The organism is Caballeronia sp. dw_19, from assembly GCF_018449515.1.
Classification (GTDB): domain Bacteria; phylum Pseudomonadota; class Gammaproteobacteria; order Burkholderiales; family Burkholderiaceae; genus Caballeronia.
The window spans coordinates 1-26004 of the sequence record NZ_JAAVUQ010000064.1; the positions used below are offsets into that span (position 1 = coordinate 1).

At 62.0% G+C, this 26004-nt stretch carries 19 protein-coding genes; 5 read left to right on the forward strand and 14 right to left on the reverse strand.

Going from position 1 to position 26004, the window contains the following annotated elements; all coding sequences use genetic code 11:
• Positions 1–175 precede the first annotated feature (175 nt).
• Positions 176–1294 carry an LLM class flavin-dependent oxidoreductase gene (locus HB376_RS38670; RefSeq protein ID WP_213768959.1) on the forward strand — a complete coding sequence of 373 codons (1119 nt, stop codon included), beginning with the start codon at positions 176–178 and terminating at the stop codon, positions 1292–1294.
• An 831-nt stretch (positions 1295–2125) separates the two neighbouring features.
• Here HB376_RS38670 and HB376_RS38675 read toward each other — a convergent pair.
• The 8 genes from HB376_RS38675 to HB376_RS38710 all read right to left on the reverse strand — a co-directional run bounded on the left by HB376_RS38675 (position 2126) and on the right by HB376_RS38710 (position 9744).
• The gene (locus HB376_RS38675) at positions 2126–2620 is read right to left on the reverse strand and encodes a winged helix-turn-helix transcriptional regulator (protein ID WP_213768960.1); all 495 of its coding nucleotides are present in this window, start codon (positions 2618–2620) and stop codon (positions 2126–2128) included.
• Positions 2621–2664: 44 nt separating this feature from the next.
• Positions 2665–3390, reverse strand: coding sequence for a haloacid dehalogenase type II (locus tag HB376_RS38680; protein WP_213768961.1), 726 nt, complete (start codon positions 3388–3390; stop codon positions 2665–2667).
• Between the two features lie 116 nt (positions 3391–3506).
• Positions 3507–4232, reverse strand: a complete 726-nt coding sequence (locus tag HB376_RS38685) for a haloacid dehalogenase type II (protein ID WP_213768962.1) — start codon at positions 4230–4232, stop codon at positions 3507–3509.
• Between the two features lie 297 nt (positions 4233–4529).
• Entirely contained in the window at positions 4530–5516 is a 987-nt protein-coding gene (locus HB376_RS38690) for an NrtA/SsuA/CpmA family ABC transporter substrate-binding protein (protein WP_213768963.1), read from the reverse strand.
• 93 nt (positions 5517–5609) lie between these two features.
• Positions 5610–6317 (reverse strand): ABC transporter ATP-binding protein, encoded by a 708-nt coding sequence (locus tag HB376_RS38695; RefSeq protein WP_255631834.1) that lies wholly within the window; start codon positions 6315–6317, stop codon positions 5610–5612.
• Complete coding sequence (locus HB376_RS38700; protein ID WP_255631835.1) at positions 6317–7186, reverse strand: ABC transporter permease subunit; 870 nt, start codon at positions 7184–7186, stop codon at positions 6317–6319. The genes HB376_RS38695 and HB376_RS38700 overlap by 1 nt, the downstream gene beginning before the upstream one ends.
• A gap of 169 nt (positions 7187–7355) precedes the next feature.
• Entirely contained in the window at positions 7356–8588 is a 1233-nt protein-coding gene (locus HB376_RS38705) for a sensor histidine kinase (protein ID WP_213768965.1), read from the reverse strand.
• A gap of 196 nt (positions 8589–8784) precedes the next feature.
• Positions 8785–9744, reverse strand: coding sequence for a LysR family transcriptional regulator (locus HB376_RS38710; protein ID WP_213768966.1), 960 nt, complete (start codon positions 9742–9744; stop codon positions 8785–8787).
• A 142-nt stretch (positions 9745–9886) separates the two neighbouring features.
• On the opposite strand from HB376_RS38710, the gene HB376_RS38715 reads away from it, so the two are divergent.
• On the forward strand, positions 9887–10819 hold the full coding sequence (locus HB376_RS38715) for a dihydrodipicolinate synthase family protein (RefSeq protein WP_213768967.1): 933 nt from the start codon (positions 9887–9889) through the stop codon (positions 10817–10819).
• A gap of 81 nt (positions 10820–10900) precedes the next feature.
• Positions 10901–12484: an aldehyde dehydrogenase (NADP(+)) gene (locus tag HB376_RS38720; RefSeq protein ID WP_213768968.1), complete on the forward strand. Its 1584-nt coding sequence runs from the start codon at positions 10901–10903 to the stop codon at positions 12482–12484.
• 18 nt (positions 12485–12502) lie between these two features.
• Here the strand turns inward: HB376_RS38720 and HB376_RS38725 are convergent, their stop codons facing one another.
• Positions 12503–13141, reverse strand: a complete 639-nt coding sequence (locus tag HB376_RS38725) for an iron-containing redox enzyme family protein (protein ID WP_346730662.1) — start codon at positions 13139–13141, stop codon at positions 12503–12505.
• Between the two features lie 101 nt (positions 13142–13242).
• Positions 13243–15702, reverse strand: a complete 2460-nt coding sequence (locus HB376_RS38730; RefSeq protein ID WP_213768970.1) for an EAL domain-containing protein — start codon at positions 15700–15702, stop codon at positions 13243–13245.
• A 563-nt stretch (positions 15703–16265) separates the two neighbouring features.
• Here HB376_RS38730 and HB376_RS38735 point away from each other — a divergent pair.
• Together HB376_RS38735 and HB376_RS38740 are read left to right on the forward strand one after the other, a co-directional pair.
• Complete coding sequence (locus tag HB376_RS38735) at positions 16266–17996, forward strand: zinc ribbon domain-containing protein (protein ID WP_213768971.1); 1731 nt, start codon at positions 16266–16268, stop codon at positions 17994–17996.
• 154 nt (positions 17997–18150) lie between these two features.
• The gene (locus tag HB376_RS38740; RefSeq protein WP_255631836.1) at positions 18151–19215 is read left to right on the forward strand and encodes a TAXI family TRAP transporter solute-binding subunit; all 1065 of its coding nucleotides are present in this window, start codon (positions 18151–18153) and stop codon (positions 19213–19215) included.
• A gap of 64 nt (positions 19216–19279) precedes the next feature.
• On the opposite strand, the gene HB376_RS38745 is transcribed toward HB376_RS38740, so the two are convergent.
• From HB376_RS38745 to HB376_RS38760, 4 genes are read right to left on the reverse strand one after another with little or no spacing between them, the layout of a single operon-like run.
• A complete protein-coding gene (locus HB376_RS38745) occupies positions 19280–22012 on the reverse strand; it encodes a glucosidase (RefSeq protein ID WP_213768973.1) in 2733 nt (910 codons plus the stop codon).
• A gap of 41 nt (positions 22013–22053) precedes the next feature.
• Positions 22054–24021, reverse strand: coding sequence for an amylo-alpha-1,6-glucosidase (locus HB376_RS38750; RefSeq protein WP_213768974.1), 1968 nt, complete (start codon positions 24019–24021; stop codon positions 22054–22056).
• The gene (locus HB376_RS38755; RefSeq protein ID WP_213768975.1) at positions 24018–24494 is read right to left on the reverse strand and encodes a nuclear transport factor 2 family protein; all 477 of its coding nucleotides are present in this window, start codon (positions 24492–24494) and stop codon (positions 24018–24020) included. Before HB376_RS38755 ends, HB376_RS38750 begins: the two co-directional genes overlap by 4 nt.
• Positions 24495–24554: 60 nt before the next feature.
• Positions 24555–25835 (reverse strand): DUF445 domain-containing protein, encoded by a 1281-nt coding sequence (locus HB376_RS38760; protein ID WP_213768976.1) that lies wholly within the window; start codon positions 25833–25835, stop codon positions 24555–24557.
• Positions 25836–26004 lie beyond the last annotated feature (169 nt).

Genomic DNA, 26004 nt, shown 5'->3' on the forward strand with positions numbered 1-26004 from the left:
CACAGTGGCTAATAGTGATAAAGAGAATATCCGACTCTCGCAGACCACCACGGCCGAAAGCACCAACCCAGCACTAACCCCGACCACTAACCCCAGAACCGACCAACCCAGCATTGACCCCGACCACTAACCCCGAACCCCGCCGCGAGCAAAAAACCCAAGGAGTTATTTTACTATGAGCATTGAATTCATCGGCTACGTGAGCCATCAGGAATCAAGTGAAATCCACTTACCGCATGGACCCGCGGTCAATCCGCCGTACATCGCCGCAGTCGCGCAAGCGCACGAATATGGCGGTTTCGACCGCGTGCTAATCGCTCACTCAAGTGCGTCCCCAGACGGTTTCCAGATCGCGTCGTTCGTCGCGCAACAAACCAAGCGTTTGGGCATCCTGCTTGCGCATCGGCCGGGCTTTGTCGCGCCGACACTCGCCGCCCGTCAACTCGCGACGCTCGATCACTTCAGCGCAGGCCGCACCGCCGTGCACATCATCTCCGGCGGCGACGATACCGAACAACAACGCGACGGCGACTTCCTCGAGCACGACGACCGCTACAAGCGCACCGATGAATATCTCGATGTCGTGAAGCGGTCATGGACCAGCGAAACGCCATTTGATCATGAGGGTGAATTCTATCGGGTGAAAGGTCACCGATCGCTGGTTCGTCCCCTGCAGAAACCGCATCTACCGGTGTATTTCGGCGGTTCGTCGGAAGCCGCAATCCAGGTCGCGGGCAAGCACGCCGATGTTTTCGCGCTGTGGGGCGAGTCGCTGGCCCAGGTCGCCGAAACCATTGCCCGGGTGCGCGCCGCCGCCAAGCCGTATGGCCGTGAAAACGCAATCCGCTTTAGCCTTTCGCTGCGCCCGATCATCGCTTCGACGGAAGACGCCGCATGGGCACGCGCGGAATCGATCCTCGCACGCGCGACAGAAGCAGTGAAAAGTAATCCTAACTTCACGCGACGACCGAGCGAACCCAAGAACGTTGGTTCGCAACGTCTGCTGGCTGAGGCCGCGAAAGGCACGGTAGTGGACAAGCGCCTGTGGACCGGCATCGCGGCGCTGACAAAAGCGGCGGGCAACTCCACGTCGCTGGTCGGTACGCCCGAACAAGTAACGGAAGCGTTGATCGAGTATTACCGCCTGGGCATCTCGACGTTCCTGATCCGCGGCTTCGATCCGCTGGAAGATGCGCTGGGTTATGGCCGCGATCTGTTGCCGCTGGTACACGCGGCAGTGGCAAAGGAGGACAGCGAAGCGAGCAAGAAGGAACTCGAAGCAGTTCGGGCCTGAACCAGATCGGCCAACGTGAACGGCGGCGACATCGGGCAACGCCCATGTGTTTCTTTACTACCGTTGCGGCGCCGCCGACCCGTTGCAATTCCACTGTCGCGCGGTCGTGGACAATAAATACTGCCGCAAGGTCGTCAAACGCCGTCGTCGCAAGACGTCTGGGCACAGCGAACGTTGTTCCTATGCCCTGAACGCTAAACCACCAAGAAATCAAGTGGTAAAGACGGGTGAGGCCGCCCTGATTCCTGGGCACCTCGTGCTTGCCCGAGAGCACTGGTGCCGAAGCGTGTTCATGTCAGGATGAACGCTAACCGACCAAGAAATCTAGTGGTAAAGACGCGTGAGGCCGCCCTGGTTCCTGGGCACCTCGTGCTTGCCCGAGAGCACTGGTGGCGAAGCGTGTTCATGTCAGGATGAACGCTAACCGACCAAGAAATCAAGCGGTAAGGACGCGTGAGGCCGCCCCGGTTCCTAGGCACCTCGTGCTTGCCCGAGAGCGTACGGGGCGAAGCGTGTTCGTGTCAGGATTCGCGAGAAGGAGGGGTTCACACATCCGTGGCTCTGGCGAGCACCGTGCTTTTGGGGCACCTATGAATCAAAACTGCACGCTGTGGACACTTAGGGTAGCGTGGTTTGAAAGCGCTTTCTTTGCTTCGTTTCTTTGTCGCTTTGGACAAAGAAATGACGTGCCGCCACGCACAGTGGCTAATAGTGATAAAGAGAAAATCCAACTCAGGCATACCACTAAGGCCGAAAGCAGCAACCCGGCATAGACTCCGACCACTAACACTAAAAGCACCAACCCAGCACTGACCCCAACACCCCCCCACCTCACAGTTCGTCCGACAGCAGTCTGTCCAGCGGCGCGGCGTGCTTCACGAACGGCGACCTGATGACGATATAGCTGAAGTACTTCTCGATACCAATGTTGAGATCCAGCAGCCTTTCCACTACCTCTTGATAGTGGCCGATATCCCCGACGAGAAATTTCAACAGATAGTCATACCCTCCACTGACCAGATGACATTCGATGATCTCGTCGATCTCCCGGACGTTCGCCTCAAACCGTATGAAATCCTCGCGTCGATGGTCTTGCAACATCACTTCGGTAAACACCGTCACCGTAGCAGTTAGCTTCGCAAGATTAAGACGCGCGCCGTATCCCGAGATGATCCCCGACGATTCGAGCCGTTTGACCCGCTGAAGACATGGACTCGGCGATAGCCCGACTGCGTTGGCCAGATTTGCATTCGTTATATTGCCGTTCTTCTGCAGTTCCGCCAGGATCTTGATGTCGATCCGATCCAGTTTCTGTCGAGTGGTCATGTCGTGCTCTCGCGTCCGGTGATTTCGCAGGCGGGTCTATCCGGTCACCCTCTGCTTAGCTCTTCGTGGTGCGCCTTCACCAGTTGCGCCATGCTCGTGAACTTGAACTCAACCGTCGGCTCATTGAGCGTGCGCATGGTGGCGCCAAAGCCTCGCTGCTCGAACCGGCGATAGATCCAGCAAGATTTTATGCCAAGCTCAGCCGCCGGTTCGTGATCGTGAAATATGCTGTCGGCAATGTGCAGCGTCTCTTCCTTGCGCACGCCAAGGGAAGGGAGAATATCAAACATGTAGTCGAAGTTGCGATGAGACGGTTTATAAGAACCGACATCTTCCGCTGTGATGACCGCGTCGAAGTCTACTTGCAGCATCGAGCGGCTGTTGGCAAAACTTTCATTGTCAACGTTCGACAGGATGATCAGCTTGAAGTACTTCTTGAGATATTGAAGCGTACTCGCGGAGTCGGGGAACGCAGGCCACTGCCCCACTGACCGTCCGTATGCTACAGCCTCGTCCATCGTATAGTGAACGCCCCATTCCTCCGCGAGCCGCTTGAAGACGACGGCGAGCAGATCCCGATAAGGCATCTCCGGCGTGTAGCGCTGCTGGGAGGATTCGTGACGCGCATGCGCCTCAAGCACCTCGTCACGCGTCAACGGCTTCTCAAGGCGGTTGATCAGAGGCATGAGACTCGCCGTTATACCGCGTTCCCAGTCGATCAGCGTGCCGTAACAATCGAAGGTGAGCGCCTTGAAATCGGTAAGCCGCACGTGAACCTCCCAAGAAAATAAATCGCGTTGGACTGCGCGGCCCTTCATGCGGCCCCGGCCCGCCGCGCAACGTCCTGCGCGTTCGAATCAACGAGGCGGCGGACGCTATCAAGGCGTTACTTTTGCAGCAAGGCTTCCTGATGCGCTTTCACCAGGTCAGCCATATTGTTGAAACGGAAGTCCACCTTGGGCTGCTGGCCCGGATTCATTGTCGCACCGAAGCCTCCCTGATCGTGGCGGCGATAAATCCAGCACGACGCCAGGCCAAATTCGTTTGCGGGTTTGTGATCGTGAAACAGGCTCTCGGCGGTATGCAGGATTGTTTCTTTCCTGATCCCCCGGTCGCCAAGCTTGTCCAGCATGTAGTCGAAATTACGTGCTGACGGCTTGTACGAACCGACGTCTTCGGCCGTGATGATCGCGTCGAACTCGACCTGCAGTTTCGCATTGCTGTAGGTGAAGCTTTCGTTATCGATGTTCGAGAGCACAACGAGCTTGTAATGCTTCTTGAGGTATTGCAAGGCGCTTGCCGAATCTTCGAAAGCCGGCCAATTCTGCACCGACTTTCCGTACGCTACGCAGTCGCCCAGCGTGAACGGCACCTGCCATTCTTCGGCCAGTCGTTTATAGACAATAGGCAGCAGTTCCTGATACCGCTTGGCAGGCGTGTATTTCTGCTGCGAGGATTCATGGCGTGCGTGAGCCTCAAGGACCTGATCGCGCGTCAGCGGCTGCTTGACGCGCTCAAGAAGGGAACGCAGGCCTTCGAAAATCCCGGTCTCCCAATCGATCAAGGTGCCATAGCAGTCAAAGGTTAACGTGTCGAAGTCGGTGAGTTTCATAACAGTTTGCCCTCAGTTGTTCACAGGATGAGCTCACAGTGTATTGACTCATGGCAGCAGCCGTAACTGATGTCGAGATCAGCATCAGCATGCGGTTTCGTCCGATGGCGCCCCGACAGCAGATTCTGCTGCCGGGGCGCCACCTCGCGGATTCCGGTCTCTGATCCTGCTCATCGCGCAGGGTATACGCCCTGATTTCTGTCGGTCCGAGTCTTCCTGAACCCACCCTGCTTGAAGGACAAGATACCGCGTCGGAGGCGCTACAGCATGCCCCGCTCAATGCCGCACGACAACCCTTCAAACCTTCGCGAGATAGTCCGACACATTGATCTTCTGCGGCAGGACGCTGCGCGCCGCCAGCCAGTCCGCTGCTTTCTGCAACTCCTGCACGAAGGCTTTGTCGCTGACGCCGTGCATGTTGAACTTGCGCTTCATGCTGCTGAGCGTATCGCGGACTTCGTCGCTGTAATGACCCTGCTGCTGGGCGATCGTCTCGGCTTCGAGCGAGTTGTCCGATGCCCATTTCGCTTCCTGTCCGTATGCGGCGTTGACTGCCTTCACCAGATCGGCGTTGTCTTCGGCGAACTTGCGCGTGGTCACATAGGAATTGAAATCGATCTGGAAATCCAGGTCCCGACCTTCGAGGAAAATGTTGTGGCCTTTGTAGTTCGCGCGCGCAATGTCCACGCCGGGGCTCCACATCGACCATGCATCGATCTTGCCTTGCGAGAACGCGGGCGCCGCGTCGGGCGGATTCAGATAAACGATCTTCACCGCATCGCGTGGCACCTTGTGTTTTTCGAGTGCGGCCACAAGCAGGAATTCGCCGAGTCCTGAACGATTCACCGCTACCGTCTTGCCTACCAGATCTTCCACCCGGTTGATACCCGATCCGTCCTTCGCAATGATCGCCGTGCTGCGCGGATCAACGACGCAAAACTGCGTGAACACGAGTGGCGAACCCGCGATCATTGCCGCCAACGCGGGTGTCGTGCTGCCGCCGAAGCTGAAGTCCGCGCTGCCGCCGGTGACCGCTGCGAGCGATGGCGCGTGATTGGGGAAGGGTCCGATCCACTCCACCTTGATACCGTCTTTCGCGAGGGTTTTTTCGAATTCGCCGCGGACCTTTGCGAGCATCGGCAAGCCGCCGAGTCCCCAGCCAAGGCGAACCGTGTCGGTTTTCCGGCTGCCGCAAGCGGCGAGGCCGGTGGCCAACGCCGATGCAGCCACGGTGGTTTGGAGGAAGCGGCGGCGCGACCAGATAGAAGAACTTGGATTTGACATGGCGGGATGGAATCGAACAGATGAACGGAATCGCGCCCGCCGTTGAAGGCGGGCGAGAGGCAAGACAAATTGAATGGGATGAGACGCTGGGGACTAGTGAGTTGCCGTATCGTCCACGCCAAGTTGCGCGAGCAATGTCTCCCGCAGTGCGGGCCTGGCGGCATCCGTCACACGATACTCGGCGGCAATCGCGCCGCTCCGCATGATCAGCGCGCGATCCGCGAGCGCAATCGCTTCATCTACATCGTGCGTAACGAGCAATACACCCGGCTGATGCCGTTCGATCAAATGCTTCACCAGACGCTGCATCTTGATGCGCGTCAACGCGTCGAGCGCGGCAAACGGTTCGTCGAGCAGCAACAGTTGCGGCTCCTGCACAAGCGCACGCGCCAGCGCCACCCGCTGCGCCTGGCCACCGGACAGGTTACGCGGCCAGTCTTCCAGGCGTTCGCCCAGCCCCACTTCTGCCAGCGCCGCTTGCGCGGCCGCAAGGCTTTTCGGACCCGGCGCAAGCCCAAGCGCGACGTTGCGAGAGAGCGTCTCCCACGGCAACAAACGCGGCTCCTGAAACACGATAGCCGGCAAACGCGGCCCGTCGATCGAACCACCGTCGATAGGATCAAGCCCCGACAACGCCCGCAGCAAAGTGGTCTTGCCGCAGCCGCTTTCGCCCAGCAAAGCGACGAATTCGCCCCGCTCGATCCGCAGGTTCAAACTATCGATAACGATTCGTTCTCCGTACAAACGCCGCAGATTACGCACGACAACCGCCGGTCCCGACGACTTCAAAGTTGCACTCATCAGCGGGACACCTTCGCAAAATTCACGTGCCATGAGAGCAACCGGCGCTCGAGGAAACGCGCCAGCGAATCCGCCAGCACGCCGATCGCGGCATAGATCACGATGGTCATCACGATCACATCGGTACGCAGGAATTCGCGTGCGTCCATCGCGAGAAAGCCAATGCCCGTGCTGGTCGCAATGGTCTCCGCCACCACCAGCGCGAGCCACGCCGTGGCCAGCGCATAACGCACGCCGGCAAGCACCGAGGGCAACGCGCCGGGCAGCACGATGCGCCGGATCAGCGTCCAGTTCGACAGCCCGAGCACGCGGCCGAGTTCGATCAGTTTGGGATCGACCTGACGAATCCCGAGAACGGTATTGATGTAGATCGGGAACATGACGCCGAGAGACACCAGAAAGATCTTGCCTGCCTCGCCCACGCCGAACCACACGATCACCAGCGGCAACACTGCAAGAAATGGAATGGCGCGCAGCATCTGGATGTTGCGATCGAGAAATGCCTCAGCCACTTTGGAAAAGCCCACGGCCGTGCCGAGCACGAACCCGATCGAGCCGCCAATGACGAAACCGGTTGCGGCGCGCAGCAGACTCACCGCCATGTCGCCGATCAGACGCCCTTCTTTCACGAGTTCGAATGCGGTGAGAGCGACCTTCGACGGCGCGGGCAGCACGTTCGGCGACAGCGCGCCGAGACGCGCGAACAACTCCCACACGATCAGCAGCAGAACCGGCATGCTCCACGACACATAACGCAGCCATGGAGACACCGGACCCGCATGATTGGGTTTCTGCGCGACGGTGGGATTTGCGTCGGGATCAAGATGCGAATGGAGAACGGATGCCCGGCGGGCGAATACGTCTGCCATCGGTTGAAGACTCCTTTTGTCCGGGTGGCTCGCCGCGCCCGGGCACGGCAACGAGCATCAGCAAATGCTAGCCACACGATGTTAAACAAAAGGAAAAATACTGGAACCACATAAAACTTCTATGCTTAGCAGCGGTGCCGGGAAACATCAATCAGATACGTGCCCAGCCTCACCCCACCGAAGCCCCACCCTCGATTTCAAGCACCAGCGGAAAACGCACTTCGAACACGCTGCCGCGGCCCTTGTACGATTCAAAGCGGATCACGCCCTGCAGTTCGCGCGCCAGTTCCTTCACGATCGCCAGTCCCAATCCGGTGCCGGGAATTTCGTCGGAAGCCGCGCGTTCGAATTCCTCGAACACCCGTTCGCGATCCTCCTCGCTGATTCCCATGCCCGTGTCCGACACGCGCAGCGTCCAGTGTTTCGCGCCCGACGTGATGAACGCCAGCTCCACCTCGCCCGTGGTGGTGTATTTGATTGCGTTGGACAACAGGTTCAGCGCAATCTGCTTCATCTTCAGCCGGTTGGACGCGATCATGCTCAATGCTGGATCGACGCGTCCCTTGAGCGTCAATCCCTTCACCCTGGCAGACGCCCGGCAAAGCAGCGTGAGTTCGTCGAAGAGCTCGGTCAGGTCGAAACGCTCGACCGTCAGGATGGAATCATCGCCGAGCACTTTCGAGTATTCGCCCATTTCATCGACGAGCGTGGCCATGTCGCTGACTTGCCGTTTCGCGAGCGCGATCGCCCGGTCGTTTTTCGCCTGCGAGCGGCCGATCAATTGCAGCACGGTGGCGAATACGTTCAGGAAGTTGCGCAGGTCGTGAGCGACACGCCGGGCAACCTGCATGCGCGTTTCGTAAAGGTCGCTGATCAACCGTTGCCGCAAGGTCAGTTCCTGATTCGCTCGCTCCAGCATGCCGGTGTATTCATCGAGTTTCCGGTCGCGTTCGCCCATCGCCTCGCGAACGGAGGCAAGCGTAACGAAACTGAGCGTCTGGTCGGTGATCAGGCGCGCGCGTTCCTCGCGCTTGCGGTCGAACGAGGGATGCTTCTGCGCGAAATCACCAATGGCCGCAAGCAAAACCTGGCGCAACAGATCAAGCTCCCGGACCAGTTCATCTATACGATACCCCTGCTGCCAGCGCCATTTTCCGTGTTCGCGCGCGTCGCGTTCGATCGCGTGCTCCTGCGAATCCATATCCTGCGATTCGAGCACCAGGCAGATTTCATCGAAAATGCGCGGGACATGATCGGCAAGCTGCCGGTAAGTGAGATCGTCGGAATGCTCTACCTCGGCGTCGCCAAAGACGAGTTGCATCCAGTGGTCGGTAAGCTGCTTCTGCTGCCCACGCAAGGCGCTGGCAAGGCCCTTCAAGGCGCCACTGGTAATTTGGCTCATGCCCGGGATCCGTAAGGCCGTAGCGCGCCTGATCGGCGCCTGGAGTCATGCTGATGCCCGCAAGCAGTGGTAATGCCCGCCGGAACGCCCGGTCCGGGTATTGGACGCGAGTGACTAAAGTATAAGACGACGCAATACCGGCGTGGTCGGATTGGTTTGCGCCCATGCCCGGCCGGCCAGCGTCAGTTCCCCAGCGTCAGTCTCCGCTTGCCGCCGCGAGCGGCATCGACTCGCTCGCGTCCATCAAGCGCTGAACAAACTGCCGTGCCGACGGCGACAACACCCCCACCTTGCGCGTCACGATCCCGAACGTCTGCGACTTCGACTTGAATCCGATCGGCAGCGTGCGCAGCATGCGATGTTTGCAAAACAGCCTGGCAACGCCCGCCGGCAGCACTGACACCAGGTCGGCGCTACATTGCAGCAGCGCGACCGTCACGAACGTCGACGCCGTCGAGATCGCGCTCACGGGCACCTGCGCCCCCGCCAGATCCATCTCGCGCTGCAACAGCGCCTGCATCGGCATGGCGCTCGGGTACGTGACCCAGCGATGCCCACCCAGATCGGCAAACGTCAGCTCACCGGCCGCAAACGGCGGATGATCGTAGCCCACTACCACCGATAAAGGCTCGTCGCCAAGCGGCTGATAGAGATATCTCGACGGTTCATCGCTGACAATCGAGCGGCCAACGACGAGGTCCAGCCGCCCTTCGTCAAGCAGCGCCAGCATCCGCGCGCTCGTGTCCTCCACGATTTCTATCGACAAGCCTGGATTGCACGCTTGCAACTCGTTCAGGATCGGCACGACCAGCTCCGGCACCGAGCCCATGATCGCGCCAACCGCCAGCCGACCGCCCGTGCCCGAGCGAATATCGGCGACTTCCTGGCACAGCGAGGTCAGGTCCGCCGCCAGCAGTCGCGCGTAACGGATGACGCAAAAACCGAACTGGTTCGGCACCAGCCCTTTCTTCGCGCGCTCGAACAAGGGCGCTTCCAGCATTGACTCAAGCTCGGCGAGCGCCTTGCTGGCCGCCGATTGCGTCATCGACATCGCGCTCGAGGCCTTATGCAGCGACTTGTGGTCATCGAGCGCGATCAGCAACTGCAACTGCCTCATGCGCAAGCGGCCCATTAATACATCCAGCGTGGATTTCATCGCGCGTTCGTCAAACCCTGGAGGGGGTAGGTCAAATAAGTAAGGGTGAGTCGCAAAAGCGATCACGAGATGGAAAGGTTTCACTATACAGCGCCTTCTGCCAGCACCTATAGTTCCCTCAAATACACAATGGAGACTTCCGATGTCCAATCAGACTCACCGCGCGACCTACCGCGGCGTGTTCCCGGTTGCCCCGACCGTTTTCGATGCCTCTGGACGCCTCGACCTGGACGGCCAGCGACGCGCAATCGACTTCATGATCGATGCCGGATCGCACGGCCTGTGCATCCTCGCCAACTTCTCCGAACAATTCGCGCTCACCGACGACGAACGCGCCGCCGTGCAGAAAGCCGTGCTGGAACACGTGGCCGGCCGCGTGCCCGTGATCGTGACCACCACGCACTTCAGCAGCGATGTCTGCGCAGCCCGCAGCCGCGCCGCGCAGGACGCGGGCGCCGCGATGGTCATGGTCATGCCGCCCTATCACGGCGCGACCATCCGCGTGGGCGAACGCGGAATCTACGAGTTCTTCAATCGCGTGTCGGACGCCATCGACATCCCGATCATGATCCAGGACGCACCGGTCGCCGGCACGCCGCTCTCCGCAGCATTTTTGGCGAAGCTGGCGAAGGAAATCGCGAACGTGTCGTACTTCAAGATCGAAACGGCGCAAGCGGCATCGAAGCTGCGCGAGCTGATCGAACTCGGCGGCGATGCAATCATCGGCCCGTGGGACGGCGAGGAAGCCATCACGCTGATTCCGGATTTCGATGCCGGCGCGACCGGCGCGATGACCGGCGGCGGTTATCCGGACGGGATTCGCAAGATCGTCGACGCCTACATATCCGGCGACACGGAAGGCGCCGCCGCGCTGTATGAGCAGTGGCTGCCGCTCATCAACTACGAGAACCGCCAGTGCGGTCTCGCCGCCTGCAAGGCGCTCATGATGGAAGGCGGCGTGATCCGCTCCGACACCACGCGCCACCCGTTCGCCGCGATGCATCCGTCGACCCGCGCCGGGCTCCTGAAAGTCGCGCGCCGCCTCGATCCGCTCGTGCTGAGCTGGGGCAAGTAACGCACGTAACGCGGGACAAGCAGCGCGGGACAAGCAACGCAATCCGGACACTTTAATTACACCAACAGGATTCAAACCATCATGGAAATTTCCGGCGATCTGCTGATCGGCAAACACACCCTTCGCGGCACGAACGGCTCGATCAAGGGCATCGATGCAGCCACGGGCGAGCCGCTCGCGCCCGCCTTCGGCGGCGCTTCGCTCGATCAGCTGGAGCAAGCCTGCGCGCTCGCCTGGCAAGCGTCCGACATCTATCGCGAACTGCCGCTTGAAACCCGTGCCAAATTCCTGGAAACGATCGCGCAGAACATCCTCGATATCGGCGATGTCCTGATCGAGCGCTGCGTGACCGAAAGTGGCCTGCCGCGCGGACGCATTGAAGGCGAACGCGGCCGGACCGTCGGCCAGTTGCGCATGTTCGCGGCGGTTGTGCGCGAAGGCGATTTCCTCGGCGTGCGTATCGACCCGGCGCAACCGGAGCGCAAGCCGCTGCCGCGCGTCGACCTGCGGCTGCGTTATGTGCCGCTCGGTCCCGTCGCCGTATTCGGTGCGAGCAATTTCCCGCTGGCGTTCTCGGTCGCGGGTGGCGACACCGCCTCCGCGCTGGCCGCCGGTTGTCCGGTGATCGCGAAAGCTCACTCGGCGCATCCGGGTACGTCGGCGCTGGTCGGACGCGCCGTGCAGAAAGCGGTTGCGGACTGCGGCTTGCCGGAAGGCACGTTCTCCCTGCTCTTCGATAGCGGCCGCGACATCGGCCAGGGTCTCGTCTCGGACCGGCGCATCAAGGCGGTCGGGTTCACCGGTTCGCGCGGCGGCGGCACGGCGTTGATGAAGCTCGCGGCGGCACGTCGCGAACCGATCCCGGTCTACGCCGAAATGAGCAGCATCAACCCGGTTTTGCTGTTCCCGCACGCGCTGAAAAATCGCGGCGCTGCGATCGGCAAGGCCTTCGCCGGCTCGCTTGCGCTCGGCGCCGGCCAGTTCTGCACGAATCCCGGCCTGGTGCTTGCCATCGATGGTCCCGAGCTCGATGCGTTCATCGAAGCAACGGCTGCCGCCCTGGGCGAAATACCCGCCGCCACGATGCTCACCCCGGGTATTCATAAGGCTTACGAATCGGCTGTGAACAAAACAGCGAAGCATGGTGACGTCAAGACGCTCGCGCGAGGCTGCGCGGCGAAAGGCGCGACGCAGGGGCAAGCAGCGTTGTTCTCGACCACCGCTGCAGCGTTCCGCGCTAATCCGGAATTGCACGAGGAGATTTTCGGTGCGGCTTCACTGATCGTGCGATGCCCGGATCTGGCAACGGTGCTCGAGTTGGTGGAGCAACTGGAAGGCCAGTTGACCGCGGCCTTGCACATCGATGAAGCGGATCATGACGATGCCCGCCGTTTCCTGCCGGCGCTGGAACGTCGCACCGGCCGGATTCTTGTGAATGGTTTCGGTACGGGCGTAGAGGTTGGACATGCCATGGTCCACGGCGGCCCCTTCCCCTCCACCGCCGACGGCCGATCGACTTCCGTAGGCAGTCTCGCCATCGACCGCTTCCTGCGGCCAGTGAGCTACCAGGACATGCCCGACGGCCTGCTGCCGGACGCGCTGAAAACCGCCAATCCGCTCGGACTGAACCGGCGGCTGGACGGCAAGCTGCAGTTATCGAAGTAAGGATGTAAAGCGGCCGCTTTACGCTTCGAGGCAACAGTTCAGGCTGACCTCGAAGTATTCATAGCTGCGCTGGATGCCGCGTTTGACTTCGCGGATGTCGGCCATGCGCGGCGCGCGGCCCAGCAACGTGGCGACTATATCGAGTGCTTCCCACGGATGTGCGTCGTCGTAATGCGCGTGCATCCTGAGCCAGCGCATGGTCGTCTTGCGGATCGATTCAGGGTAGCTGTGCGCAAGCGTGTCGCGGCTGCAGAGCAGTCTCGACCATTCTCCGGTCACGCCTTCAACGGCGAAATTGGTCGCCGCTATCGACGCATGCAGCGGGTCCGCATTGCTGCTTTTCCAGCACCAGTGGCTCAATGCAAATGCAAGCGCGGGCGCTTCGCCGGCTTGCAGATCTTCGCGCGAAACATCGTGGGCCGCGGCCCAGTCGACCCAATAATCAGCATGATTCTGCTCGACGCGAATATTGCGCGTGAGATACCGCCGCGCCATGCGCGAGCCGACCGTTTCTTCGGGTCCGATCTTCTGCAGGTTCATGCCCATGTACTGCGGAAACTGATTGATCACCGGCCAGCCGTTGATCAGGAACGCACGCATTTCACGCAGGCCAAGCTCTCCGTCGCGCAAGGATCGAAAAAGAGGATGAGACGCCACACGGCTTTTTGCCGCGCCGGTTTCCAACAAAACTTCCTGCAACCAAAGTGGGTAGCTTGCTGTGTTCTTGAGGTCGCCCTCTCTGGTAAACCCACCCCCCATCACGCCTCCTTAGCTAGTGTCTGAACGGCCGGCTCTGTCCAAAGCGTTGGCCTTCCTATGTAAAACCCTTGCGCATAATCCACCCCGAGCCCATGCAGCGCTCGCAGGATTCCTTCGCTTTCCACATATTCCGCGATGGTCCGGCATTTCATTGAATGGCCCATCTCGTTGATGGCCGCGACCATCTCGCGGCTTACCGGATCGAGCACCATGTCGGTCACGAAGCTGCCGTCGATCTTCAAATACTCAACCGGCAGATGCTTCAGGTAACCGAACGACGACATGCCGGCGCCGAAATCATCGAGCGCGAAATGACAGCCGAGCGCATTCAGCTCATGCATGAACCGCGCCGCCGACGCCAGGTTGGCAATCGCGGTCGTTTCTGTAATTTCGAAGCAGATCATGCCAGGGGAGACGCCTGTGCGCTGGAATTGCTCGCGCACGAAACCGAGGAAACGTTCGTCGCCCACCGAGGCGCCCGACAGGTTGATCGCATATTCCTTGAAACGCTTATGGCGGGTACACGAAAGCATATCGAAGGCGTTGCGGATCACCCATCTGTCGATAGCCGTCATCAGGCCATATCGCTCGGCGGCAGGAATGAACAAGGTCGGCGCGATCACGCCGTTGGGCACGCCCGGGTCGAGCATGCGCAGCAGCAATTCGGCGCGCTGCCCTTCCGTAGAGGCGGGCACGCCGTCGCCCACGGCCACGATAGGTTGCACGTAGAGACAGAAGTCATCGTGTTCGAGCGCGTGCTTGAGCCGTCGCCCCCACGATACTTCGCTCGCGTGGCGCGCCAGTTCGCGGTCGCCCAGGTCCGCCAGTTGCACCCGGTCGCGGCCGCGTTCCTTTGCCATGTAGCAGGCGATATCGGCGAGCCGCATGGCCTCTTCCACGCTCATTTCCGTATTACGCAGGTCGACCACGCCGACGCTCACGCTGGTGCTGAACGGCTGCGCCTCCCAGTTGAAGACAAAGTCATTCAGGCATGCGCGCAGGCGTTCCGCGACCGCCTGGATGCCCGGGGTATCGTAACCCTGCAGCAGCACGCCGAACTCGTCGCCGCCCAGTCGCGCGAGCGTGTCGTCCGGTTGCAGGCTCGATTCGAAGCGCAACGCGACTTCACGCAGCATGGCGTCGCCGGCCGCGTGACCGCAGGTGTCGTTGACCACCTTGAAGCGGTCGAGATCGAGAAACAGCAGCGCCGATGCCGCCGGCAGCCACGACGCCACCTCGCTCCAGCGCGTCCCCAGCGCGTGTTGCAGGCGCCGCTCGAATTCGGCGCGGTTCACGAGCGCCGTGAGCCCGTCGTGCGTGGCTTGCCAGGCCAGGCTTTCGATATATTCGTACTCGCGCGTCATGTTGCGCAGGATCAGCACGAAGCCGGATTCCGCATCCGCCGTGGTGGGACTCGCGCCGGCGGCGCTGATCCGCGACGTCACCGCCTGCACGCGGATCTCGGCGCCGTCACGCCGTTTCAGCAGCATTTCGGCGGCTTCGCCGTCGGGGCGCGTACCCGCCCGGGCATCCTCGATTGGGTTGAGCGGCTGGCGGTTATCGGCGTGCAGCAACCTGAAGGTCTGGACCAATGGCCGCCCGAGACAGTCGTCCGCCAGACGTCCGGCGATCCGCTCGGCCGCCGGGTTGATGAATTCGATATGCCCCGACGGCCCCGTCGCGATCACGGCCTCGCCGATCGAACCAAGGGTCGCCTTGGCGCGCGCCTCGCTCTGCTTGAGCGCGGCTTCAATGCGCCCCCGCTGCCTGATCAGCCGCCGCACATGCACCGTCGAAAGGCACACGAGCAGCAGCGCGGCGACCAGGTCGACGGTCAGCAGCAGCGACGCTGTCTTGCGGAATGCGGTACTCAATACCTGCGAGAAACCCCATGACAACGGCGCAATGGTCGCGTTGATGGTCCATATCTGCGATTTGTAGGCACCGACGAGAGCCATGGGCAACCCACCGGCCTCGACCCGTGCATGCAACTCGTTGCCGACCCGCTCCAGCTTCGCCAGTTCGGCGTCGCCGCGTGACCAGTAACCGACCGCCTCGCTGAAATAACTGACGTGGCGAAACATCTTGAAGGTCCAGATGACGTCGCTGACGTCGTCCGGATCCACGCCGCTCGCGATCAGCGCCGCGCGCGCGGTAGCCGTATCGGGCTTGCTCTGGTCGAGCGCCAGACGGGCCGTGTGCATGTTGCGCGGGCCCTCCATGGCGGTCAGATATTGCTTGTAGCTGCTTTCGGAGCCGGTTTCGGCGTACAGGTTCAGATAGAAAGCCGCGTCTTTCTGGCCCTTCGACCAGATGCTTTCCCCGCCGATGTAAGCACGCACCGACGACATGATGTCGATACTGAAAATGGCGAGCGAAACGAGGACAAGAATGACGACCAGGAACGGCCAGGTGATCCGTATGAGCTGCGCATTCTCCCCCTTAGACGGCATGTCCATCGGTATGTCCCTTCTCCAGACCCGATGCACGGATGACCTGCCGAGGTCAGGCCGCGAGCATCGGATGGTGAGTCATTTGTATTTTTGACGGCTCGTGGGGTGCGGCGCCCAGCGGCTCGCCGCGCGCATACATCCTACCAAATCGCCAGTCTGTCTCAAATTTATTACTCAGTGTGCTAATCAGCGTGGACACCTGAAAATAATTGGGCTCCCGTTGTTGTTTTCGCCTGCGCGGCGGCCGGTTTCGGCGCACCCCGAAGCGCCATATTCGGACAGAACCTAGGCGCCTGCCGACGAAACCACCGGCCGCTTTTACCTGTTCGCCCATGCCTTGACCGGCGCGGCCAAAGCAGGCATTTGAGCGGCGTGGCGCACGCGTCGCGTGGCTGTTCGCGGCCGTGTTGACGTCGCCTCGGAGATGTCACATATTGGTTCCGGCTCCCTCGGCGACTGTCCAGCTTAGGGAGTCCGAAGCATTTTCATCATACGAGTGACCGTTTTGTCCGATCAAACCGGACACGCAAGCGGGAAGGACAACCCTTGTGTCCCGGGAGGTTTTTCGCATGGCCCGTCTCTTCTTTCCCTCATCATCCGATTCCGTGACCTGCAAGCGTTGCGGCAACGACATTCCGAGCGATGCGGATACCTGTCCGCATTGCGGCGCCGATCATGGCCCGGGCTTCGGCGCCGCGAAGACGGCCGCGCTCTCGACGGGCCTGCGCCTGCCCTTCGGCGCGCGCCGCGAAGCCCTCAACGTTCCATCGCCCTACCCGAGCGTACCGGAAGAGTCCGAACTGACCGGCGCCGGCGAGCAGCGCTGGGATAGGTCGAAGACCGTCACGCTGGGCGCCGTGGCGCTGGCGCTGGTAGCCGGCGGCGTCATCTATTCGCAGCACGGCAGCAGCGGTGACGACGCCACCCGTTCCGACCTGCCGGCCGGGCATAGCGCGTACGGCGCCGTCGATATGAAAACCGCGCACGATGCACCTGCGCGACTGGCTGCTCCGGCGGCCGCGGTGCCCCCGGCGAGGTCCGCAGCAGCGGTGGCGACCATGACGACCACCAGGCAGGCGCAAACGGCGGCAGCGCCCTCCGTTGCCGCCCGCGAAGCCTTGCCCACCGACACCTCCTCCAGTCGCGCAGCGGCCGCGCTCGCCAGCGCGACCGATAACTTGCAGGCCGCGCGTGACGCCATCGCGCGCGGCGACCTGACCACGGCGCGCCGGCGGTTCTCGAAGATCCCGGCGTCGCAACTGAACGCCGCCAATGTGCAGCGGACCCAGGCGGACCTAACCGGCCTCGAACACGCACGCGACGAGATGCTGCAAGTCGCACGCGGTTGCGAAGCGACGGGCTCGTGGTTGTGCGTGCGCCAGAATGCCCGCGACGTGCTGACCATCGATGCCAGCAATGTGGAAGCACAAACGCTCGTCGAACACGCCATCGCCCGGTCGGGTTGGCTCAATAAAACCCCGCCCGCGACAGCAGCGGTGCATGGCGCCCCCCACAACAGCGCGCAAACGGCCGCAGCGGCGCCCGCTGCTCCTGTGCCCATGTTCGTGCCCGGACCACGCGTGGCGCCCGCGCCTCCCCCCGCGTCGACGCACAGGCCCACCGTCACCGTCTCGGCCGCCCAGCATGCGCGCGCGGTCGCCGCGATGGGCGTGCCTGCGCCTATCGTGGCACCCGTGCCGGCCGCGCCGGCCGCACCCGTGGTCGTCACGACCGTGCGCACGCCTGCCGCCGCGCAGGCTGTTCCAGAGCCGGCGCGCATAAGCACGGGCTCGCAGGCTCCGCTCACATCGTCGCCGTCTACCCCGCCGCCGACGCTGCAACAGGCCGCGCCGCCTCGTCCGCCAGCACCCGCGTTCGTCCCCATGCCGGACGGACCGAACGCGGCGCCGCCAGCGGTGCGCAGCGCCCCGGCGAACGCCACGGCGCGTGCACCGGCGCAGCCGGAACCCGAGCCTGCGGCCGCTATTCAGGCTCCAGGCAATACCGCTTCGCCGTCCTTGCACACAGTCGCGCCAATCGGCGAAGCCGTTCCGGTGCGGGCGGGCATTGTGTCGCCTCCCGTCGCGGCGAACAGCGCGCCGCCGACTATGCAAAGCAATACGCGTCCAGCATCGCCCACGGCCAACCGCACGCTCGCGTCAGGAGACAACGCGGCAAGCGCAGCGCAGCCGCGTGCGCCCGGCTTCAATGCCACCAATCCCGACGACGAAGAGCGCGCGATCCTGGAGTCGGGATGGGCCAGGAGCCAGTCGCCGGCGCAGCGCCCGCCACCGCAGTAGAAGCGACGCAGCAAGGCAGGAGGCAAGGAACAGGAGACTTTGAGGAGGTTGAAGGCCGCGCCGGGAGACGCAGGCCGCCGTGGTCTATCCGTGTAATGAAAGTTGGCCAACACATTAAAACGACTCACACGACATCATGCACAAGACTTTTCTCATGCTGTTCGCCCTTTTCGGGCTCGCCGGCCTCGTTGCGGAGGCTCATGCGCAAGCCGACTACAAGATCGTCACCGGGCCGGAACGCGGCACTTACATCCAGATAGGCCAGGACCTGGCGAAGTGGGTAGCTGACCCGATCGGCATGGACCTCGATGTGCTCGCGTCGAAAGGCTCCGCCGAAAACGTGCAGCGCATGCGTTACGAGCCGGGCGTGAAATTCGCGCTCGTGCAGTCGGACGTGTACCAGGCTTACCTCGATATGGCGAAAGCCGGCAACGCTGAAGCGGGCAAGGTCATCCAGCCGCTGCGGCTCATCATGCCGTTGTATAACGAAGAGATTTACTTCGTTGTACGATCAGATTCGCCGCTTAACTACATCCACGAGATCAAGGACAAGAACATTAGCGTCGGGCTGATTGGCAGCGGCACGGCGCAATCGGCGACCACGCTTTACAGGCTGATGTTCAACGAGCCGATTCCTGACCAGAACGCGCAGCACTACAGCAACGAGGATGCGCTCGCGAAGCTGATCGTGCGCAAACTCGATGTGGCGGTCATTGTCGCGGGGCAGCCGGCCAAGCTGTTTCAGGACCTGAACCCCGACCTGCTGAGCCAGATCAAGTTGCTCAAGCTTGATCCTTCAGTCCCCGAAACCGCGCGTGCTGAACAGACCTATTTCCCGGCCACCATCCGTACGTCGAGTTATCCTAACTGGATCAAGGAAGATTCGCCTACCTTGACCGTGAAGGCGTTTCTCGTCACCTACGATTACAACCTGCGCGGCACCGTCGGCGCGATGACACAATTCGCCGACTCGCTCTGCACGCACTTCGACGAACTGCAGGCCAATGGCCATCCGAAATGGAAGCAGGTGAAGATCGAATTACCGCCGCTCAGCCGAGGCTGGAAATACTATCCGCCGATAGAAAAACGCTTGCGGGCATGCATCCGCAAGATGGCGTCAACAGGCACCGGCGACGCTGTAACGCCCGTGACGCAACGCGCGCCGAAGCGCTCATGCACTGATGCGGAAAAGGTGTTGATGCTGTGCAATGACGAATGATGCGAACACGCATGCCGACCTGGGACCGGCGACTCAGGTGGGCAGAACCCGCCCGCCTGCTTCGTTACTTCGTCGCCAGTTCCACTTCGGGCTGAACCTCGCCGCCGACCGGCAGGTTCTGCGCCACGGTAGTCACGCGCGGCTGCAACAGCAACGCGACCAGCCCGCTCCAGCCTGTCTGATGCGACGCGCCTACACCGCGCCCTGTATCACCATGAAAGTATTCATGGAACAGCACGAGGTCATCCGAGCGCGGGTCCGCCTGCAGTTGCGGATACGCGGCCATGACCGGACGCACGCCGTCCTTGTTCTTCAGGAACAGGCGCGTCAGGCGTCGCGCGAGTTCATCGGCTATGTCGCTCAGCGACAGTTTCTGGCCCGATCCGGTCGGATATTCCACGCGGAAATCATCGCCGTAATAACGATGGAATTCGTATAGCGACTCGATCAGCAGATAATTGACCGGCATCCAGATCGGCCCGCGCCAGTTCGAGTTGCCGCCGAACACGCGCGAGTCCGATTCCGCCGGCAGATACTCCACGCAGAAGCGGTCGCCGTTGTGCTCAAGCACAAATGGATTGTCCCGATGCACCCGCGACAACGCCCGTACGCCGTAGTCGGACAGGAACTCGCTTTCGTCGAGCATGCGCCTGAGCAGCGCCTTCATCCGGTGTCCGCGCAGCACCGACAGCAGCAGGCTGTTGCCCTTGCCCGGCTCGTTCCAGCGCGACACCAGCTTGGCGAGATCGGGCCGGTGCTCCAGGAACCAGATGAGCCGTTCCCGCAGCCCCGGCAACTGGCCGTGCAGATGCTCTTCCAGCACATGCACCGCGAACAGCGGAATCAAGCCGACGATAGAGCGAATGCGCATTGGCACGCTCGTGCCGTCGGGGAGTTGCAGCACGTCGTAGAAGAACTCGTCGCGTTCATCCCAGAGGCCGGTGTCGCAGGTATCGCTGCAACCGACCGCCTCGGCGATGTACAGGAAATGCTCGAAGAACTTCACGCCGATATCGACGAACACGTGATTCGCCACCGCCAGTTCCAGCGCAATGCGCATCAGGTCGAGCGCGTAGGCGGCCATCCATGCGGTGCCATCCGACTGGTCGATACGGCCGCCGGTGGGCAACGGCGCCGAGCGGTCGAAGATGCCGACATTGTCCAGCCCGAGAAAACCACCCTGGAAAATGTTGCGGCCGTCCGCGTCCTTGCGGTTCACCCACCACGAGAAATTCAGCAGCAACTTGTGGAACACGAGTTCCAAAAAGTCGCGGTCCGTCTTGCCCGTGATCGCACGATCGATTTCATAAACGCGCCATGTCGCCCATGCGTGCACCGGCGGGTTGGCGTCGCTGAACGCCCATTCGTAGGCCGGCAGTTGCCCGTTCGGATGCTGGTAGCGATCCTTCACCAGCAGCAGCAATTGTTTCTTCGCGAACGCCGGGTCGATCAGCGCGAACGCGGCTGCATGAAAGGCGAGATCCCACGACGCGTACCACGGGTATTCCCACTTGTCCGGCATCGAGACAATGTCCGCGTTGCACAGATGCCGCCAGTCGGCATCGCGGCCACGCTTGCGGGCCGCCGGCGGCGCCGGTTGCAACGGGTCGCCGTCCATCCAGCGGGTGACATCGAATTGGTAATACTGCTTCGACCACAGCATGCCCGCCAGCGCCTGACGTTGCACGAGCCGCTGGTCGGCGTCATCGATTTCGTGTTGCAGGCCCGCATAAAAGGCATCGGCTTCGGCGATCCGGCGGGCGAACAGCGCGTCGATATCGAGCGCTTGCCGCTCACGGTCTGCCTCCGACTCCGGACGCCAGCGCATGGTCACGACCGTGCGGCTGTTCGGGGCGAACTCTAGATGCACATGTGCGGCGGCGCGCGTGCCGGTATCGCGCCGGATGGCGTTTTCTTCGCCCTGCACGATGTAGTCGTTGAAGCCGTCCTTGAACGGTCCTGGCCCTTCTGAGTTGAACAGGCGCCTGACGTTGGTTTCGTTCTCGCAGAACAGCCAGTTGACCGTAGCGTCGCCACGGGCTTCGGCCGTCACGACCAGCGGCTCATGGCCGTCGCTTTGAGCGATCACGCGGCTGCCCTTCGCGTCGGAGTGCAAGGTGAGCGAAGGTTTCTTCGATGGCTGCCACGACCACGTGTTGCGCGCCCAGATCTGCGGCAGAAGGTCGAGCGACGCGGGGCAATCCCCGCGATTCTCGACCGTCACGCGCATCACGATATCTTCAGGCGTATTTTTCGCATATTCGACATGGACATCGAAATATGAATTGTCTTCGAACACGCCGGTGTCGAGCACTTCGTACTCCGGCATGTCCGCGCCGCGGCGGCCGTTTTCCGCAACGAGGTCATCGTACGGAAACGCCGCGTGCGGGTATTTGTACAGCATGCGCATATAGGAATGCGTCGGCGTGCCGTCGACGTAGAAGTACAACTCCTTCACGTCCTCGCCGTGGTTGCCCTGCGCGTTCGTCAGCCCGAACAAGCGTTCCTTGAGAATCGGGTCGCGGCCGTTCCACATCGCGAGCGAGACGCACCAGTTGAGGTGATCGTCGCCGAATCCGGCAATGCCGTCTTCGCCCCAGCGGTAGGCGCGGCTGCGCGCATGATCGTGCGGAAAATAGTCCCAGGCGGTGCCGTTCTCGCTGTAGTCCTCGCGCACCGTGCCCCACTGCCGCTCGCTGAGATACGGCCCCCAGCGTTGCCAGCGCGAGCAGTCGGTGGAATGGAGCCGGGCTCCTTCTATGGTGTCGAGTGACTTGGTGGCGCGCAGTGGCGGCATGGGACGTCCTTGACTAAAAGCGTGACGGAAAGACCGATAATCTAGCGCGTTTGCGGCATCTCGGCAGAATCGGCTGGGTCGGCGGGTTGGCTATCAAGCAGACGTTCGAGGCGCATGAGTTCGCCGAGCGACCACGCCTGGAATGGCGTGCCGCCCGGTGTATGCGGTGCGTCGCCGTCCGCGACTTCGGAAATGTGGTCCAGCCCCGCATGATGCAGATGGTTGCGCAGCGGCCTGAGAAAACGCTCGCGGGCCACGGCTTTGGATGCTTGATCGTCGCCATGAACCCGCAGCCACGCGTCGACAAACGGCCCCATGAGCCACGGCCAGACCGTGCCCTGGTGGTAAGCACCGTCGCGTTCCAGCGGGGTGCCGGTGTAACGGCCCTTGTAGGCAGGGTCATTCGGAGACAGGGTCCTAAGCCCCAGCGGCGTGAGCAAAAGCTGCTCGCATTGATCGACGATCGCGCGAGCTGTTGCGCTATTGTCGATCACCGCGAACGGCAACCCGCCCACGGCAAAAAGCTGGTTCGGGCGGACCGAACGGTCGAGCTTGCCCGGCTCGTGATCGGCGTCGACCACGTCGTAGAGCGCACCGCTGGCGGGATTAATGAAACGCTGCTGAAAAGCCTGAGTTGCACGCGTGGCCGGCTCCGTCCGGCGTGGGTTCCATGCCGCCGCTATGCGCAGCGCGTTGATCCACAACGCCTGCACTTCCACCGGCTTGCCGATGCGCGGCGTCACCACCCAGTCGCCCACCTTCGCGTCCATCCACGTCAGTTGCACGCCGGGGACGCCTGCCCGCAGCAGTCCATCGTCAGGATCGGCGGCGATCTGGAAACGCGTGCCGCTGAAGTAACCATCGAGAATGCCATCGACGGCTTGTTGCAACCGGTCCTGCGTTTCCCGTTGAGCGTGGCCCGTGCAAAGATAATCGTGCACGGCGATCACGAACCACAACGATGCATCCACCGAGTTGTATTCCGGCGCGCCGCTGTCCGGAAAACGATTCGGCAACATGCCTTCGGAGAGGGTTCCGGCCCATTCGAGCAGGATCGATTCGGCGTCGCTGGTTCGGCCGGATGCGATCAGCAGACCGCGCATGGCGATGAAGGTGTCGCGGCCCCAGTCTGTGAACCATGGGAAGCCGGCGAGGATTGTGCTGCCCTCGTTTCGCGCCACGATGTAGGCATCGGCGGAACGATGCAGCGGCGTCGGAAAAGCCGCGCGACTTGCTCGTTCGATATCGGTAAGCTGCTTTGCGGTATCGGCCGCATTCGTCTTCGCACCCTCGTTCGCGCTCAACACGAGCACCGCTTCGCCAAGCGATAAATCGAACGAAAAGATCCCGGGCGTGGCGAGGTCCTCGTTGAAATCCATGCCGCGTTCGCGCTCGACGGTGTAGCAGAAATTACGATACCAGTCAGGCGCATGAACGTACGATCCATTCGATGCCGCGACCACGGCCGGCACATCGCCATACGCTTGCCAGCGAACCTGATCGCCCGTCGCCGTGTACGAGAAATTAAACGCCGGGTTCTCGTGATGCAGCGTGTGATAGTCGCGGCCGGAAAGCAACGGCCGAACTTTCAGCGTGAAGGCCTCGCCGTCGAGCCGCCAGCGCAGCACCGTCTGCGCGCTCTGCTTCGCGACGAATAGTTCGGCGGTCAGGATATGATTTTCGCCGACCTGGAAGCGCCACGTGGGCCAAGGGTCGGTATCGAAGGAAAGCAGGCTTTCGGATGGGTCCGGCCAGACCGCACCGGCGCCATAACGCTGCATGGACAGCGGAATGCGTGTCTGCCCCGATGCATCCTCCAGCCAGGCCTCCACGCCGTTCACCAGCACCATGCGCCCCGCCGGCGGTTGCGTGGCGGTGAGAAGCAGTGCGTGATATCTGCGGGTCCGTTCGGTGCCGGCTGTGCCCGATGCAAAACCGCCCAGCGCATCGGCTTCGAGCCATTCGTCGTTGAGACACCCTTCGCTAGCAGGACATTCGAGGCGGGTCATTTTTTGGGTTGCTGCCGGTATGCGCGAAGACCCTTGCTCGCCTGCGCCCGGATCTTGTTCTGCATGAACGACGACCAGCCGAGCAGCAAGCCCTTGAGGCCGAGCGCCTGGCGGCTCCAGGTCCAGAGATCGAAGCTGTCGTGATGTTCGACGATCAGTCCATCGCGAATCGCAAACCGCGCGTTGATACGATTGACCACCTTGCGCCCCGTCTGGGTGAAACGATAGGTCGCGACCCATTTCGCCGTCGCCGTCTGCCCGACGGTCTGGATGTCGCTGAAGGTCAGCGAAAATTCCGTGGCGCGAGAGATCAGCATGCGCCACATATCCGAGGCTTCGCGGCCTCGCAGCACGCCGAACACGGGATCGCTGAACTGCACGTCGGGCGCGTAGCACGCGGCCATTGCTTCAGCGTCGGAACGCTGAAAGGCTTCGTAGAAACGCTGGATCAACGCGGCGTTCGGGTCCGTCATGTTCGGTCTCTTCAAGAGGGAAAGTAGCTGACCGCGGCTACAAGGTTTTGATTCTGCAGCTTAAACCATGAACATGGAGACTGCGTGAATGATCAGACCAACCGCACCGCCCACCAGCGTGCCGTTCACCCGGATGAATTGCAAGTCGCGGCCCACGCTCAGTTCCACGTCGCGCACGAGCGTGGCGTCGTCCCAGTTGCGCACCGTTGCCGCAATATGCTTTGCAATGCCGTCGCGTAAATCCGGCGCCAGTGACTTGAGCGCGTCGCGCATGTGCTCGTTGATCGATTCACGCAGCGCCGGGTCGTTGCTCAACGCGGCCGCAAACGACGCCGATGCGCCCGTCACCTTCTTGTGCAGCGACGAATCTGCTTGCGCGAGATCACGGCGCAGCCAGTCCTTGAATTCATCCCACAGTCCGTTCACGTAGGTACGCAATTCCGGGCGTTCGAGCCATTCGCGCTTGTGCTGGTCGATACGCGCGCGGAAGGCCGGGTCCGTTTTCAGGCGTTCGATGAACCCTTCCACCGAGCGGTCGAAGGCCTGACGGCGCTCGTGCTCCGGGTTTTCGCTGATGTCGTGCAGCCACTTGTTTGCGCCGCGCACCAGGCCGCCCGCGAACTTGTTGCCGAGGTCTTCCGCGCTCAGGCCGACGAAACCGAGCATGCCGATCAATTTCGGATATTCCTCGCCGGCCACGTCCAGGATCTTGGCTGCGAGGATTGCTTGTACTTCCTCGCGGTCGAGCCATTGTGCGAGTTCGCGCAGGCCCTCGTCGAGCAGCATTTGATGGCGGCGATCCGCCGTCAGCGTGGACAGCAATCCGCCCACCGCGGCCGCCAGGTCGAATTGTTCGGCGCGGCGGCGCAGGGCTTCGTGGAGCATCGTTTTGACGCGTTCATCGTCGATGAAATCGAGCATCTGGGCCGCCGCCGCGACGGCTTTTGCGCCCAGCAGCGCTGCGTTCGCCGGTTCGGCCAGCCAGACCGCTAGGCGGCCGGCGGGATCGAAGGCGTTCACGCGGGCGACCAGCGCGTCGGTGCCGAGGAATTTGTCGCGGACGAATTCGGCGAGATTGTCCGCCACGCGGGCCTTGTTTGCCGGCAGGATGGCGGTGTGCGGGATTGGCAGCCCGAGCGGGTGGCGGAATAGCGCGACGATCGCGAACCAGTCGGCCAGCGCGCCGACCATGGCGGCTTCGGCGAAGGCCGAGACCCACGCCCAGGCGCCGGCGTCGTGGTGGCTCTTGGCGAGCAAGAATAGCGCGGCTGCCGCGATCAGGAGGCTGGCGGCGAACCATTTCATCTTCTTTAGTGCGAGTGCTTTGTCCTGCGTGGCCATCTTGATCCGGGGGTTTCTTGGTGGAATGAGGCCGTCAGCATACCAGTGACACCGGGGCCTGGTGTGTGGCGGGGGAGGGTTTTGGGGGGGCGTGCGTGGTCAGGTTATGGGGTTGGTGGTTGGGGTCTATGCTGGGGTGGTCGGTTCTGGGGTTAGTGGTCGGGTTCAG